Source organism: Bacillus sp. BACIII, assembly GCF_057836745.1.
Window position 1 is genome coordinate 591,772 of the sequence record NZ_CM174437.1, and the last position, 15,031, is coordinate 606,802.

The 15,031-nt window shown below is 46.9% G+C and carries 15 protein-coding genes; all 15 read left to right on the forward strand.

All coding sequences use genetic code 11. From position 1 onward, the window contains the following. The first annotated feature begins 3 nt into the window (after positions 1–3). The 15 genes from ACXN9U_RS03250 to spo0A all read left to right on the forward strand — a co-directional run bounded on the left by ACXN9U_RS03250 (position 4) and on the right by spo0A (position 14,920). Positions 4–654, forward strand: coding sequence for a SpoIIIAH-like family protein (locus ACXN9U_RS03250; RefSeq protein ID WP_060964785.1), 651 nt, complete (start codon positions 4–6; stop codon positions 652–654). A 151-nt stretch (positions 655–805) separates the two neighbouring features. Continuing rightward, entirely contained in the window at positions 806–1,285 is a 480-nt protein-coding gene (accB, locus tag ACXN9U_RS03255) for an acetyl-CoA carboxylase biotin carboxyl carrier protein (protein WP_016938997.1), read from the forward strand. A gap of 14 nt (positions 1,286–1,299) precedes the next feature. After that, on the forward strand, positions 1,300–2,652 hold the full coding sequence (gene accC / locus ACXN9U_RS03260; protein ID WP_045926702.1) for an acetyl-CoA carboxylase biotin carboxylase subunit: 1,353 nt from the start codon (positions 1,300–1,302) through the stop codon (positions 2,650–2,652). A 21-nt stretch (positions 2,653–2,673) separates the two neighbouring features. After that, positions 2,674–3,081 carry an Asp23/Gls24 family envelope stress response protein gene (locus ACXN9U_RS03265; RefSeq protein WP_016938999.1) on the forward strand — a complete coding sequence of 136 codons (408 nt, stop codon included), beginning with the start codon at positions 2,674–2,676 and terminating at the stop codon, positions 3,079–3,081. Between the two features lie 264 nt (positions 3,082–3,345). Continuing rightward, the gene (gene nusB, locus ACXN9U_RS03270; protein WP_016939001.1) at positions 3,346–3,738 is read left to right on the forward strand and encodes a transcription antitermination factor NusB; all 393 of its coding nucleotides are present in this window, start codon (positions 3,346–3,348) and stop codon (positions 3,736–3,738) included. 11 nt (positions 3,739–3,749) lie between these two features. After that, positions 3,750–4,601, forward strand: a complete 852-nt coding sequence (folD, locus tag ACXN9U_RS03275) for a bifunctional methylenetetrahydrofolate dehydrogenase/methenyltetrahydrofolate cyclohydrolase FolD (protein ID WP_016939002.1) — start codon at positions 3,750–3,752, stop codon at positions 4,599–4,601. A gap of 123 nt (positions 4,602–4,724) precedes the next feature. After that, positions 4,725–6,068: an exodeoxyribonuclease VII large subunit gene (gene xseA / locus ACXN9U_RS03280; RefSeq protein WP_060964786.1), complete on the forward strand. Its 1,344-nt coding sequence runs from the start codon at positions 4,725–4,727 to the stop codon at positions 6,066–6,068. Continuing rightward, on the forward strand, positions 6,068–6,322 hold the full coding sequence (locus tag ACXN9U_RS03285) for an exodeoxyribonuclease VII small subunit (RefSeq protein ID WP_007408352.1): 255 nt from the start codon (positions 6,068–6,070) through the stop codon (positions 6,320–6,322). The genes xseA and ACXN9U_RS03285 overlap by 1 nt, the downstream gene beginning before the upstream one ends. Beyond that, positions 6,312–7,202, forward strand: coding sequence for a polyprenyl synthetase family protein (locus ACXN9U_RS03290; protein WP_489202163.1), 891 nt, complete (start codon positions 6,312–6,314; stop codon positions 7,200–7,202). The genes ACXN9U_RS03285 and ACXN9U_RS03290 overlap by 11 nt, the downstream gene beginning before the upstream one ends. Before the next feature lie 142 nt (positions 7,203–7,344). Then, positions 7,345–9,246: a 1-deoxy-D-xylulose-5-phosphate synthase gene (dxs, locus tag ACXN9U_RS03295; RefSeq protein ID WP_489202164.1), complete on the forward strand. Its 1,902-nt coding sequence runs from the start codon at positions 7,345–7,347 to the stop codon at positions 9,244–9,246. After that, the gene (locus ACXN9U_RS03300) at positions 9,243–10,088 is read left to right on the forward strand and encodes a TlyA family RNA methyltransferase (RefSeq protein ID WP_060964789.1); all 846 of its coding nucleotides are present in this window, start codon (positions 9,243–9,245) and stop codon (positions 10,086–10,088) included. The genes dxs and ACXN9U_RS03300 overlap by 4 nt, the downstream gene beginning before the upstream one ends. Positions 10,089–10,184: 96 nt before the next feature. Continuing rightward, on the forward strand, positions 10,185–10,634 hold the full coding sequence (gene ahrC, locus ACXN9U_RS03305; RefSeq protein WP_003153173.1) for a transcriptional regulator AhrC/ArgR: 450 nt from the start codon (positions 10,185–10,187) through the stop codon (positions 10,632–10,634). 31 nt (positions 10,635–10,665) lie between these two features. Then, entirely contained in the window at positions 10,666–12,396 is a 1,731-nt protein-coding gene (gene recN / locus ACXN9U_RS03310) for a DNA repair protein RecN (RefSeq protein WP_489202165.1), read from the forward strand. A gap of 163 nt (positions 12,397–12,559) precedes the next feature. Then, the gene (gene spoIVB, locus ACXN9U_RS03315) at positions 12,560–13,840 is read left to right on the forward strand and encodes a SpoIVB peptidase (RefSeq protein WP_489202166.1); all 1,281 of its coding nucleotides are present in this window, start codon (positions 12,560–12,562) and stop codon (positions 13,838–13,840) included. 279 nt (positions 13,841–14,119) lie between these two features. Continuing rightward, positions 14,120–14,920 carry a sporulation transcription factor Spo0A gene (gene spo0A / locus ACXN9U_RS03320; protein ID WP_003153177.1) on the forward strand — a complete coding sequence of 267 codons (801 nt, stop codon included), beginning with the start codon at positions 14,120–14,122 and terminating at the stop codon, positions 14,918–14,920. The last annotated feature ends 111 nt before the right edge of the window (positions 14,921–15,031 follow it).

The window sequence follows — 15,031 nt, forward strand, 5'->3', positions numbered from 1 at the left end:
ATCATGCTGAAAAAACAAACGGTTTGGCTTTTAACAATGCTCAGTCTCGTCGTGGTATTAAGTGTTTATTATATTATGTCTCCGGAAAGCAAAAATGCCGTGCAGATGAAAACCGAAAAAAGCAGCGGGGAAATCGCCACAGAAAAAACGCCGGCTCCTAAAACGGAAGAAAAGAGCGAAAGCGGCACAGAAAAAGAAGACGGAACAAAAGGAATGAAAGATTCTAAAGGCACAAAAGAGGATAAAGAAACGTCAGCCGAAGCATCGGAAAAAGACGGATCGGTCGCCACAGAAACAGCTGATGAAAATTTATTTACCGCATACCGCATGGAACTTGAAGACGCGAGAAGCAAAGAAAGAGAACAGTTAAACAGCATCGTTTCAAGCGATGATGCGACAGCAAAAGAAAAAAGCGAAGCCTACGATAAAATGACGGCGCTCGGCAAAGCGGAAGGGACAGAAAAACAGCTGGAAACGCTCATTAAAACGCAAGGCTACAAAGATGCGCTCGTGGATGCTGAAGGTGACAAAATCAACATTACGGTCATGTCTGACAAACATTCAAACGCAAAAGCTTCCGCCATCATTGACCTGGTGGAAAAAGAAATCAAGAATATGAAAGACGTCGCCGTTACGTTTGAACCGACAAAATAAGAGCCTGAACCGCCCGCACCCGCTGCGGGCTTTTTTGCTGTCATTTTAGATCAGTGTTGAATTTACACAACCGCTCCTGTAAGATAAACATAGTATGTACTTTTAGTAGCAACCCATAAATTTCTATTTTTTATACATAGGAGTGGAACTGATGTTAAAAATCAACGAAATTCATGAACTGATAAAAAGAATCGATGAATCTTCCATTGACGAATTTGTTTACGAGATGGAAGGCGTAAGTCTGAAGCTGAAAAAAAATGAAGCGCCGGCAGTGAATATAACGGGACAAGCCCCAGCTGTTCCCGCCGCTTACGCACCTGCTCCGCAGGCTGCAAAACCGGAAGCGCGCGAAGCCGATCCTGTTCAGGAAGCGCCGAAACAAGATGAAAACCTGCACAAAATTACGTCTCCGATGGTCGGAACGTTTTATGCTTCTTCATCGCCGGAAGCCGGCCCTTACGTAAACCAAGGTTCAAAAGTGAACGAAAATACAGTGGTTTGTATCGTAGAAGCAATGAAACTCTTTAACGAGATTGAAGCGGAAGTAAAAGGAGAAATCGTTGAAGTGTTAGTTGAAAACGGCCAGCTGGTCGAATACGGACAACCTCTATTTCTTGTAAAAGCTGAGTAAGGAGACCTGCTATTATGATTAAAAAGCTATTGATCGCCAACCGAGGAGAAATTGCCGTCAGAATCATCCGGGCCTGCAAAGAGCTTGGCATTGAAACTGTAGCCGTTTATTCTGAGGCAGATAAAGAGGCCCTGCATGTCCAAATGGCCGATGAGGCTTTTTGTATCGGGCCGAAAACATCAAAAGAGAGCTATTTAAATGTAACGAACATCGTCAGCGTCGCAAAGCTGACCGGTACGGATGCGATTCATCCGGGATACGGATTCTTAGCTGAAAACGCCGATTTTGCCGAGCTGTGCGAGGAATTAAACGTGACGTTTGTCGGCCCTTCGGCTGACGCCATTTCGAAGATGGGGACAAAAGATATCGCACGTGACACGATGCAGCAGGCAGGCGTGCCGATTGTGCCCGGTTCAAAAGGAATCATAAAAAATACCGAAGAAGCGGTTTCGCTTGCGGGTGAAATTGGGTATCCTGTGATTATAAAAGCCACTGCGGGCGGAGGCGGAAAAGGCATCCGGGTCGCACGCACAGAAGAAGAGATGATTAAAGGCATCGAAATCACCCAGCAGGAGGCCGCTACGGCATTCGGAAATCCGGGTGTGTACATCGAGAAGTACATAGAAGATTTCCGCCATGTTGAAATTCAGGTGCTTGCCGATAATTACGGAAACACGATCCATCTTGGAGAGCGTGACTGTTCTATCCAAAGACGTCTGCAAAAACTTCTTGAAGAGTCGCCGTCACCTGCGCTTGATTCTGAAATCAGAGAGCAGATGGGTGAAGCAGCGGTAAAAGCAGCGAAGGCTGTCGGTTACACGGGAGCCGGTACAGTAGAGTTCATTTATGACTACAGAGAACAGCGCTATTACTTCATGGAGATGAACACGCGTATTCAAGTAGAGCACCCTGTCACAGAAATGGTGACGGGAACGGATCTGATCAAAGAACAGATCAAAGTGGCATCCGGACAGGAGCTCTCGCTCAGACAGGAAGACGTTGAATTTAACGGCTGGGCAATTGAATGCCGCATCAATGCTGAAAATCCTGCGAAAAACTTCATGCCTTCACCTGGTAAGATTAACATGTACCTGCCGCCGGGCGGACTCGGCGTGCGCGTGGATTCAGCCGCATATCCGGGCTATTCGATCCCGCCGTACTATGACAGCATGATTGCCAAAGTCATCACATACGGAACAACGCGTGATGAGGCGGTCGCACGGATGAAACGCGCACTGAGCGAATTTGTGATTGAAGGTATTGAAACAACGATTCCGTTCCATCTGAAACTGCTTGAACATGAAACATTTGTCAGCGGAGAGTTTAATACAAAGTTTTTAGAAACATATGATGTAATGGGCTCATAATTTTTGCGGGAGGTGAATTGAATGGAAGACAACAGTGTGCTTAAAATGGATCATGATGAGGGTCATTTAGGCAAAGTTGAAATTGCTCCTGAAGTCATTGAAGTCATTGCCGGCATCGCCGCTTCCGAGGTTGAAGGAATAGCTGAAATGCGCGGCAATTTCGCCACGGGCGTCGTAGAACGCTTCGGCAAAATCAATCACGGCAAAGGCGTAAAGGTCGATTTAGCCGATGACGGGATTACCATTGACGTCTATTGCGTCGTTCAATTCGGGATTTCGATCCCGAAAGTGGCGGCAAGCGTTCAGGAGAATATCCGCCAAACCTTATTAAATATGACGTCTCTGACCATCAATGAAATCAATATTCATATCGTCGGCATTCAATTTGACACGAAAGCCCAAGAAGTCGAAATCGACGAAGAAATGTAATGAGCGTATAAAAACCAAGGGGATGGGCAGCCCTTTGGTTTTTTATACGTTTCCCTTCTTTTCAGGCATGAAGAAAGCCGGCTTACAAACGGCAGCCGAGTTTCTTCATGCTGTGAAATCCGAATGAAATTCAAAGGGTTTGTGAAAACATTCGGTATTAGGGTGAAAAAACCTAAATTTCGACATGCGATTGGGAAAAAAATATGTTATGATCTCTTTAGGCTTAACGACAAGCGGATAAAGCGGATCTGAAGGAGAAAGAAAATGAAAAGAAGAACAGCTAGAGAAAAAGCTTTGCAGGCACTTTTTCAGATTGATGTCAGCGATATTGCACCGAACGAGGCCATCGAGCACGCGCTTGATGGCGGAAAAACAGATGACTTCTTTGAACAGCTGGTGTACGGAGTGCTTGAACATCAGGTGCAGCTTGATGAAATGATTTCCGGCCATCTCGTCAATTGGAAGCTTGACCGGATTGCAAACGTAGACCGCGCGATCCTCCGTCTGGCGGTGTATGAAATGGTTTATACTGACGACATTCCTGCTAACGTGTCATTAAACGAAGCCATCGAGCTGGCAAAACGGTTCGGCGACGATAAAGCTGCAAAATTCGTAAACGGGGTTCTTTCTAACATCAAAACTGATATTGAATCATAGGAGGAAAGAAAATGACTGCAACAATCATCGACGGAAAAGAAACGGCTAAAGAAAAACGCGAACAATTGGCAAAAGAAGTAGAAGAGCTGAAAGCACAAGGCGTAGTGCCGGGCTTGGCGGTCATTTTAATCGGCGACGATCCCGCCTCTGTTTCATATGTGACAGGCAAGAAAAAAGCCGCTGAAACAATGGGAATGAAGTTTAAGCTTGACCGCTTTGACTCAAGCTTAACCGAAGCGGAGCTTTTAACAGTGATTGATGAGTACAATCAAAATCCGGAATTTCACGGCATTCTCGTCCAGCTGCCGCTCCCGGATCATATTTCTGAAAAAGCCGTCATCGAGCGGATCTCCCCTGATAAGGATGTTGATGGTTTCCACCCTCTCAACGTCGGGAAAATGCTGCTTGGAGAAGATACATTTCTGCCTTGCACACCGCACGGAATTGTCGAGTTATTGAAAAAGACGAACGTAGATCTTTCCGGCAAAGAAGTTGTTGTAGTCGGACGAAGCAATATTGTCGGTAAACCGGTCGGCCAGCTGCTGCTGAACGAAAATGCGACCGTCACATATTGCCATTCCCGTACAAAAAATATGTCTGAGCATACGAAAAAAGCAGATATTCTTGTGGTTGCGGTCGGTAAAGCGAACTTCATCACAGCTGATCAAATCAAAGAGGGCGCCATTGTCATTGATGTCGGCGTCAACCGTCTCGAAAGCGGAAAACTCTGCGGAGACGTTCAGTTTGATGAAGCGAAAGAAAAAGCATCTTTCATTACGCCGGTCCCGGGCGGAGTAGGTCCGATGACCATCACGATGCTTGCGCATAATACTGTTAAATCTGCCAGACGTACGTTATCATAGATAACCGGAGACAGTCACAAAAAGTGTGACAATGAGCACGATACCCGCTTCTTAAGGCTCCTTTCAGCCAGAGCGGGTTTTCTTAGTTTAGGGCAAGAAGCCTTTATGAAAGGAGTGCAGGATGTGAGTGAAGCGGCATATGTCACGGTTTCCGCACTGACCAAATATATTAAACGAAAATTCGATGTAGACCCTCATCTTGAAGACATTTGGATTAAAGGTGAGCTGTCCAACGTTAAAATCCATACAAGAGGCCACATCTATTTTACTTTAAAAGATGAACATGCCCGCATGCAGGCCGTCATGTTTCAAAGGCAAAGTTCAAGGCTTGCGTTTAAGCCTGAGGACGGAATGAAGGTCATCGTAAGAGGCGGCATCTCCGTCTATGAACCGAGCGGAAGCTATCAGCTGTACGCGAAAGAAATGCAGCCGGACGGTGTTGGGGCGCTTTACTTAGCCTATGAAGAATTAAAGAAAAAACTCGCCGGCGAAGGGTTGTTTGATGACCGGCATAAGCAGGCCATCCCCGCTTTTCCAGCCACGATCGGGGTTGTCACGTCACCGACGGGAGCGGCCGTCAGAGACGTCATTACCACACTCAAAAGAAGATACCCTCTGGTGAAAGTCATTGTGCTTCCCGCGCTCGTTCAGGGTGAAAACGCCAGCAGATCGATTGTGAAGCGCATTGAAGAAGCCAATTCGCAAAAGATGTGTGACGTTCTGATCGTCGGAAGGGGAGGGGGCTCGATCGAAGAATTGTGGGCGTTTAACGAAGAAATCGTTGCCCGGGCGATTTTTGCTTCCGCCATTCCGGTTATATCGGCCGTCGGACATGAAACAGATTTTACAATCAGTGATTTCGTCGCGGATATCCGGGCTGCAACGCCGACGGGAGCGGCAGAAATCGCCGTTCCTCACACGACGGACTTAATGGAACGGGCAAAAACGGCGGAAGTCCGCCTGACAAGAGCGATGCAGCAGCATATCGGCAAGAAAAAAGAACGGGTTCAATCGCTCCAGTCATCTTACGCATTCCGTTTTCCGAAACGATTGTATACCCAAAAAGAACAGCAGTTTGACCTTTTGTATCAGCAATTCCAAGCACAGCTCACAGAGCTTACGGAGCGGAAAGAAAGGCAGCTGGAGCGGAATACGTACAGATTAACGGCGCTTCACCCTGAAACCCAGCTGAAACAGGCGAAAAAACGGTACGAAGAGCGATCAAATCAGCTGACGCGGAGCATGAATGTCCAGCTGAAGCAGCTTCATTCGCAGTTTCAGACGGTTCTTGGTAAACTGAATGCATTAAGTCCCCTTCAAGTTATGGAGAGAGGATACAGTCTGGCCTATAAAGACAAAGAGCTGATCAAAAGCGTTGATCAAGTGGAACAACATGATACGCTTGAAGTAAAGATGACAGACGGCGTTTTGACGTGTGAAGTATTGCAAAAGAGAGGCGAACGATAATGACAGAAACCAAAAAAAGTGAAGAGCTGACATTTGAAGAGGCGATGAAAGGCCTTGAAGGCATTGTCGCAAAGCTTGAAGAAGGCGACGTGCCGCTGGAGCAGGCGATTAATTATTTTCAGGAAGGAATGGCCCTTTCAAAAATGTGCCATGAAAAGCTTCAGCATGTCGAAAAACAAATGGACTTTATTTTAAAAGATAACGGAGAACTTGCGCCTTTCAGCGTTCAGGAGGAAGACGAAGGTGACAAATAAACTGGACGCATTTTTAGCATCGCGCAAACAACTGATTGAGCGGCATCTTTCCTTGTATACAGAACGGCTCGCCATGCCGGAAACCCTCAAAAAATCTATGCTGTATTCTTTGGAAGCGGGCGGAAAGAGGCTGCGCCCCCTCGTTGTCTTAGCCGTTTTGAATGCTTACGGAAAAGATGAAAAAGACGGGATTCCGGTCGGATGCGCTGTTGAAATGATTCATACGTATTCCTTAATCCATGATGATCTGCCTTGCATGGACGATGATGATTTGCGCCGGGGAAAGCCGACAAACCATAAAGTCTTCGGAGAAGCGGCAGCTGTATTGGCCGGAGACGGACTTCTGACAGAAAGCTTTAAATTAATCACATCACACGTGTCTGACGCGGTTTCAGCGGAAAAACGGCTCCGCCTCGTCGAGGAGCTGATCAAAGCGGCAGGAACGGAAGGAATGGTCGGCGGGCAGGCTGCCGACATGGAAGCGGAACAAAAGCAGGTAACGCTTGAGGAGCTGGAATCCATCCATGAGCGGAAAACGGCCAAGCTCCTCGGCTTTTCCGTGACGGCAGGCGCTATTTTGGCAGATGCGCCGGAGGATGAAATCGAAAAGCTTCGTCTGTTCAGCAGCCATATCGGCATCGGATTTCAAATCAGAGACGACATCCTTGATATTGAAGGGCATGAGGAGAAGATCGGCAAACCGGTCGGTTCAGACACGACGAATGAAAAGTCAACGTATCCGTCGCTTTTAACGCTTGAAGGTGCGAAAGAGAAGCTTTCGTATCATATCAGCGAGGCGAAACGGATCATCAGCGGCCTAGCTCTTCAGAAAGAACTGCTGCATGACCTCTGCGATTTAATAGCGGCGAGAGATCATTAAAACGATCCTGATTTGAAGGGGCTGCCGCTCCTATGGTAAAATGTAAGCAGTTTCGATGAAAATAAAAAGAGAGTCTTTTTCTTTTTTCAAAAAGACACTGTTTAATTTGCAGAAATTCATGCTGAAAGTGAGTTGATCCGCTTTGGATCTTTTATCAATACAGGACCCGTCATTTCTTAAAAAGATGTCAATTGAACAGCTGGAAGAGCTGGGTGAGGAAATCCGCAATTTTCTCATCACATCGCTGTCTGCCTCAGGCGGCCATATCGGGCCGAACCTCGGGGTTGTCGAGCTGACGATTGCGCTTCACAAAGAATTTGACAGTCCGAAAGATAAATTTTTATGGGATGTCGGACATCAGTCCTATGTTCATAAACTGTTAACCGGACGCGGCAAGGAGTTTGAAACCTTGCGCCAATATAAAGGGCTTTGCGGTTTCCCGAAACGCAGCGAAAGCGAACATGACGTATGGGAAACAGGCCACAGCTCAACATCGCTCTCCGGCGCGATGGGAATGGCTGCCGCCCGCGATATTAAAGGGACGAAAGAATATATCATTCCGATTATCGGGGATGGGGCTTTAACCGGAGGAATGGCGCTTGAAGCACTGAACCATATCGGTGATGAGAAAAAAGATATGATTGTCATCCTGAATGATAATGAGATGAGCATTGCGCCGAATGTCGGGGCGATTCATTCTATGCTCGGCCGGCTTCGCACGGCCGGCAAGTATCAATGGGTAAAAGACGAGCTGGAATATTTATTTAAGCGCATCCCGGCCGTCGGCGGAAAATTGGCCGCCACGGCTGAGCGGATAAAAGACAGCTTAAAATATATGCTTGTGTCAGGCATGTTTTTTGAAGAGCTGGGCTTTACGTATTTAGGCCCGGTAGACGGTCATTCCTACCACGAGCTGTTTGAAAACCTGCAATACGCCAAAAAAACAAAAGGCCCTGTCCTTTTACATGTCATCACGAAAAAGGGCAAAGGCTATAAACCGGCAGAGACGGACACAATCGGGACATGGCACGGGACCGGCCCGTACAAAATCAATACGGGTGATTTCGTCAAGCCGAAAGCCGCGGCGCCTTCATGGAGCGGGCTCGTCAGCGGCACCGTCCAGGAGCTGGCGCGCGAGGATGACAGAATTGTCGCGATTACACCGGCCATGCCGGTCGGTTCTAAGCTGGAAGGGTTTGCGAAAGAATTTCCAGAGCGCATGTTTGATGTCGGAATCGCAGAACAGCATGCGGCGACGATGGCCGCGGGAATGGCGCTTCAAGGCATGAAGCCGTTTCTCGCGATCTATTCGACCTTTTTGCAGCGGGCGTATGATCAGATCGTCCATGACATCTGCCGTCAAAACGCGAATGTATTTATCGGCATTGACCGCGCGGGTTTAGTCGGCGCTGACGGGGAGACGCATCAAGGCGTCTTTGACATTGCCTTTTTGCGTCATATACCGAACCTCGTTTTAATGATGCCGAAGGATGAAAATGAAGGCCGCCATATGGTCAATACAGCTCTTGCTTATGAGGAGGGTCCGATCGCGATGCGCTTCCCGCGCGGAAACGGGCTCGGCGTAAAGATGGATAAAGAGCTGAAAACCATTCCGATCGGAACATGGGAAGTGCTCCGTCCCGGAAAAGACGCGGTCATTTTAACATTCGGTACGACCATTGAAATGGCGCTGGAAGCGGCTGAAGAACTGCAAAAAGAAGGCCTGTCCGTGCGTGTCGTGAATGCGCGGTTCATAAAACCGATTGATAAACAAATGATGAAGGCGATTCTTAATGAAGGTCTGCCGATTTTAACGATTGAAGAAGCCGTGCTTGAAGGCGGATTCGGAAGCACGATTCTTGAATTCGCTCATGACCTCGGCATGTATCATACGCCGATTGACAGAATGGGCATTCCTGACCGGTTCATTGAGCACGGAAGCGTAACCGCGCTGCTTGAAGAAATCGGTCTCACAAAGGCTGAGGTTATGAACCGGATTAAACTGCTGATGCCGCCGAAGACACATAAAGGAATTGGATCATGACAGCAAAAAAAGAACGATTAGATGTACTTCTTGTAGAAAAAGGCCTTGCGGAAACGCGGGAAAAAGCGAAACGCGCCATTATGGCGGGCATCGTATACTCAAATGAAAACCGATTGGACAAACCGGGTGAAAAAATCGCCCGGGATCTTCCGTTAACGGTAAAAGGAAACCCTCTTAAATACGTCAGCAGAGGCGGATTAAAGCTTGAGAAAGCTCTTGAGGTGTTTCCCGTCTCAGTAAAAGGCAAAACAATGATTGATATCGGCTCGTCTACTGGAGGATTTACAGATTGCGCCCTTCAAAACGGCGCCGAACGTTCCTATGCAGTAGATGTCGGCTATAATCAGCTCGCTTGGAAGCTGAGAAAGGACGAGAGGGTCGTCGTCATGGAACGGACGAATTTCCGCTATTCCGAGCCTTCCGATTTCACTGAGGGTCTGCCGGAATTCGCGACGATTGATGTTTCTTTCATCTCACTCCGTCTTATTCTGCCGGTTTTAAAAACGCTGCTTGTGCCGGGAAGCGATTGTATCGCCCTGGTGAAGCCGCAATTTGAAGCCGGGCGTGAATCAGTCGGAAAAAAAGGCATTGTCAGAGATCCCGGCGTTCATGCTGACGTTCTCCGCCGTATGAATCAGTTTGCCGCTTCTGAAGGATATACAGTGAAAGGACTGTCCTTCTCACCGATTACAGGGGGAGACGGCAATATCGAGTTTCTGCTTCATTTGAAGTGGGAGGGAGAAGACGGAAACGGCGCTGAACTGCCGGAAGAAGATATTCTCCGTACCGTCCGTGAAGCACATGAAACATTAAAAGCCAAAAAGACAGATGTACCGGAATAATAGGGGGCTATTATTCCTTTTTTCTGCCATCATGTACTTTTTATCAAGAAGCGGTTAACATAATGACAAGAACAGCTTGAAAACAGAGGTGCTTACATGACAAAAGGCCAAAGGCATATAAAAATCAGAGAGCTTATTACAAGCCATGAGATTGAAACGCAGGATGACTTAGTTGACATGCTGAGAGAAGAAGGGTATAAGGTAACCCAGGCGACTGTTTCCAGGGACATTAAAGAACTGCATCTCGTAAAGGTGCCGACCAATAACGGTTCCTACAAATACAGCCTGCCGGCGGATCAGCGGTTCAACCCGCTGTCAAAACTGAAGCGTTCATTAATGGATGCGTTCGTAAAAATTGACTCAGCAAGCCACATGATCGTATTAAAAACGATGCCGGGGAATGCGCAGGCAATCGGCGCTTTGATGGATAATCTCGAATGGGAAGAAATCATGGGCACGATCTGCGGAGATGACACAATTTTAATCATCTGCAGGACGCCTGAAGATACGGAGGGCGTTCAAAGCCGTCTTTTGGAGCTGCTGTAGCGTAATTATCAGATAAAAGGTGGAATGCTGTTTGTTAGCTGAACTATCAATAAAAAACTTTGCCATTATAGAGGAACTGACGATTTCGTTTGAACGGGGGCTCACCGTCCTGACGGGAGAAACAGGGGCCGGCAAGTCAATTATTATAGACGCCGTTTCCCTGTTAGTCGGCGGCCGCGGGTCGTCTGAATTTGTCCGTTACGGTGAAACAAAGGCCGAGCTTGAAGGACTGTTTCTTTTGGACAGCGGCCATCCCGTTTTTGAGGTGTGCCGTGAGCAGGGAATAGACGCATCTGACGACATGATTGTCATGAGAAGAGACATTAATGCCGGGGGAAAAAGCGTCTGCCGTGTCAACGGTAAATTAGTAACGATTGCGGCTTTGAGGGAGATCGGCAGACTTTTATTAGATATTCACGGGCAGCATGACAACCAGCTGTTAATGGAAGATGACAAGCATTTAGAGCTTTTGGATAAATTTGCAGGTGCTGAGGCCGAATCAGCGCTTCAGGCATACCAAGAAGGCTACGACCGTTATATGAAGCTGCTCAAAAAAGTGAAGAAGCTGTCGGAAAGCGAACAGGAAATGGCGCATCGGTTAGATCTGATCCAATTTCAGCTTGAAGAAATCGAATCAGCGAAGCTTGAATTGAATGAAGACGAGCTTCTTCAAGAAGAGCGGAAGCAGATATCCAACTTTGAAAAAATTTATGAATCATTGCAAAATGCCTATAATGCGCTCCGCAGCGAACAGGGGGGGCTTGACTGGGTCGGAATGGCCTCTGCCCAGCTTGAAGACATTTCGGATATCAATGAACCGCTGCAAAAGCTGTCAGAAAGTGTGTCAAGTTCCTATTATCTGCTGGAGGATGCAACCTTTCAAATGCGCAATCTGCTGGATGATCTGGAGTATGACCCGGAACGGCTGAATTTTATTGAAACCCGTTTAAACGAGATTAAACAGCTGAAGCGTAAATACGGAGCGACGGTCGAAGACATTCTGGAATACGGCTCCAAAATAGAAGAGGAAATTGATCAAATCGAAAACCGCGACAGCCACCTTGAAGCGCTGAAGAAGGAGCTGGAGTCCGTCGGCAAAGATGTGGCCGTAGAAGCCGCCAATTTATCAAAAATCAGAAAAGCCTGGGCTAAAAAACTGGCGGAAGCAATTCATCAGGAATTAAAAAGCCTGTATATGGGCAAATCAACGTTTGATGCGGAATTCCTCGTGAAAACCGATCCGTCTGCCAGTGAAGCGCCGGTTGTCAACGGCCAGCCCGTGCAGCTTACCCAAAAGGGGATTGACCTTGTGAAATTTTTAATTTCAACGAACACCGGTGAGCCCTTAAAACCGCTGTCAAAGGTCGCATCCGGCGGCGAACTTTCAAGGGTGATGCTGGCGCTGAAGAGTATTTTTTCTTCTCAGCAGGATGTCACCTCCATCATCTTTGATGAAGTGGACACCGGCGTAAGCGGGCGGGTTGCCCAAGCCATCGCGGAAAAAATCCATAAAGTATCGACCGGTTCACAGGTGCTCTGCATTACACACCTGCCGCAGGTTGCCGCTATGGCGGATACGCACCTTTTGATCGCAAAAGAATTCAAAGACGGACGGACGACAACGCATGTCACGCCGCTTTCCAAGCAGGATAAGGTAGCGGAAATCGGCCGCATGATTGCGGGGGTTGAAGTGACCGATCTGACAAAACGGCATGCGCAAGAGCTTTTAAAACAGGCCGGACAGGTAAAATCGACAGGATAAGCTGCTGATACAGGCAGCTTATTTTTTTGTTCCATTTCTCTAACAGTGTATCCAATGTTTTTCTTCGTATGCCGGTTATAAATCAAGCGCAGGAAGGCAAAAGTATAGAGGTAGCAGAAAAAGAAAGTGGTGTGGGATAGGAGCGAGGAGAGTGAAGGAATGAATGCACGATAACATGAGGAAAGCAATAGGTGTAATTCTCCTTGTTTCTTTACTAAGTGTAGGCTTTTTTAAACCATTTAAAGAATATTTACTGATACCGTCAGAAATGAGCGTCTTTGAAAACCAGACACAAGCCGTTCCGGTCAATGCATCAATAAGCGCTGAAAAGGGCGAATTATCAGAAGCCTTTACGCTGAAAGAAGAGCACGGTCATGCAAACATAACAGGGCAAAAACAAGGCCGGTCAGAAGTAGTATATGATCTTGCCGGGTTCCCCATTAAAAAAACGAAAGTGCATGTCCTTCCTGAATTGAAGGTCATTCCGGGCGGACAGTCCATCGGTGTAAAACTGCATTCAGTCGGTGTTTTGGTCGTCGGCTTTCACCAGGTGATGACAAAGGATGGGAAAAAGTCTCCGGGAGAACAAGCGGGAATTGAATCTGGCGACATCATTATTAAAATGAACGGACATAAAATTGAAAAAATGAGCGACATCGCCCCGTTTATTCAAAAAGCGGGTAAGACCGGGGAATCTTTGGATTTATTGGTGAAACGCGATAAGCAAAAAATCAAGACAAAGCTGATTCCGACAAAGGACGAAGCTGAGGGAAAATATCGAATCGGCCTTTATATCCGTGATTCGGCAGCCGGCATCGGCACGATGACATTTTTTGAACCGAAAACAAAAAAATACGGCGCATTGGGCCACGTCATTTCTGATATGGATACGAAAAAACCGATTGTTGTGGAAGACGGCGAAATCGTCCGTTCAACTGTAACATCAATTGAAAAAGGAAAAGGCGGCAATCCCGGCGAAAAACTGGCAAGGTTTTCGTCAGAACGGAAAACGATCGGCGATATTAACCGCAACAGTCCGTTCGGCATTTTCGGGAAACTGCATCAGCCGATTAAAAACAACATCTCAGACAAAGCGCTTCCGATTGCTTTGTCAAATGAAGTAAAAAAAGGACCGGCGCAAATGCTGACGGTTATTGAAAACGATAAAGTAGAGACATTTGATATTGAAATCGTCAGCACCACTCCGCAAAAATTCCCGGCGACTAAGGGAATGGTGTTAAAAGTGACCGATCCGAAACTGCTGAAAAAAACCGGCGGAATCGTTCAGGGAATGAGCGGAAGCCCGATCATCCAAAACGGGAAGGTCGTCGGAGCCGTAACCCACGTGTTTGTCAATGATCCGACAAGCGGCTACGGCGTTCATATCGAATGGATGCTATCTGAAGCGGGTGTTGATGTTTATGGAAAAGACAAAGCAAGCTGACTGCCGGATCATCCGGCAGTTTTTTTATGTGCGCGTTCTTCACTTCTTTCCAGGATTCATGTAAAATAAGACATGAAGATTTTTCGACAAATTCACGTTTCCTGATTTGTCAAACTTAATTTTTAGTCGAAAAACCTAGAAAATGCTAGAAAAACAAAGATATACCACTATTATTGGTAAATATGGATTTTTTAAAAGGGGAAGTAGTGGTTTTGTCGAATGTATCATGTAGCAGTCAAATAGGTTGTGTCCTGTTAATACATTGGGGGAGGAAGAAACGTGGAGAAAATTAAAGTTTGTGTTGCTGATGATAATCGAGAGCTTGTAAGCCTGTTGAGTGAATATATAGAGGGACAGGATGATATGGAAGTAATCGGCGTTGCTTATAACGGACAGGAATGTCTTTCTTTGTTTAAAGATAAAAATCCCGATGTGCTCGTTTTAGATATTATTATGCCGCATCTGGACGGACTTGCGGTTTTGGAGCGGCTCCGTGAATCAGAGCTTGAGAAACAGCCGAACGTTATCATGCTGACGGCATTCGGTCAGGAAGACGTTACGAAAAAAGCCGTCGATTTAGGCGCGTCCTATTTCATCCTGAAGCCGTTTGATATGGAAAACCTTGTCGGCCATATCCGCCAGGTAAGCGGAAATGTCAGCAGCGTCACACACCGTGCGCCGTCTGCACAAAGCAGCATCATCCGCAGCCAGCCGGAGCCGAAACGGAAAAATCTCGATGCCAGCATTACAAGCATTATCCATGAGATCGGTGTGCCTGCCCATATTAAAGGCTATCTTTATTTGCGGGAAGCCATTTCCATGGTGTACAACGATATTGAACTCCTCGGCAGCATCACAAAAGTCCTTTATCCCGACATCGCCAAAAAATTCAACACGACCGCAAGCCGTGTAGAACGGGCCATCCGCCACGCGATTGAAGTCGCTTGGAGCAGGGGAAATATTGATTCCATTTCTTCACTGTTCGGGTATACCGTAAGCATGACAAAAGCAAAACCAACCAACTCAGAATTCATTGCGATGGTTGCTGATAAGCTGAGATTGGAGCATAAAGCTTCGTAACGCAAGCTTTATGGCAAGATGACGTTTTACGCCTTCTTTTCCGTGCATGAATGCGGAAGAGAAGGCGTTTTGAGTTTTTGATGACGAAGATCCCTCCGGCCCGAGGAACCT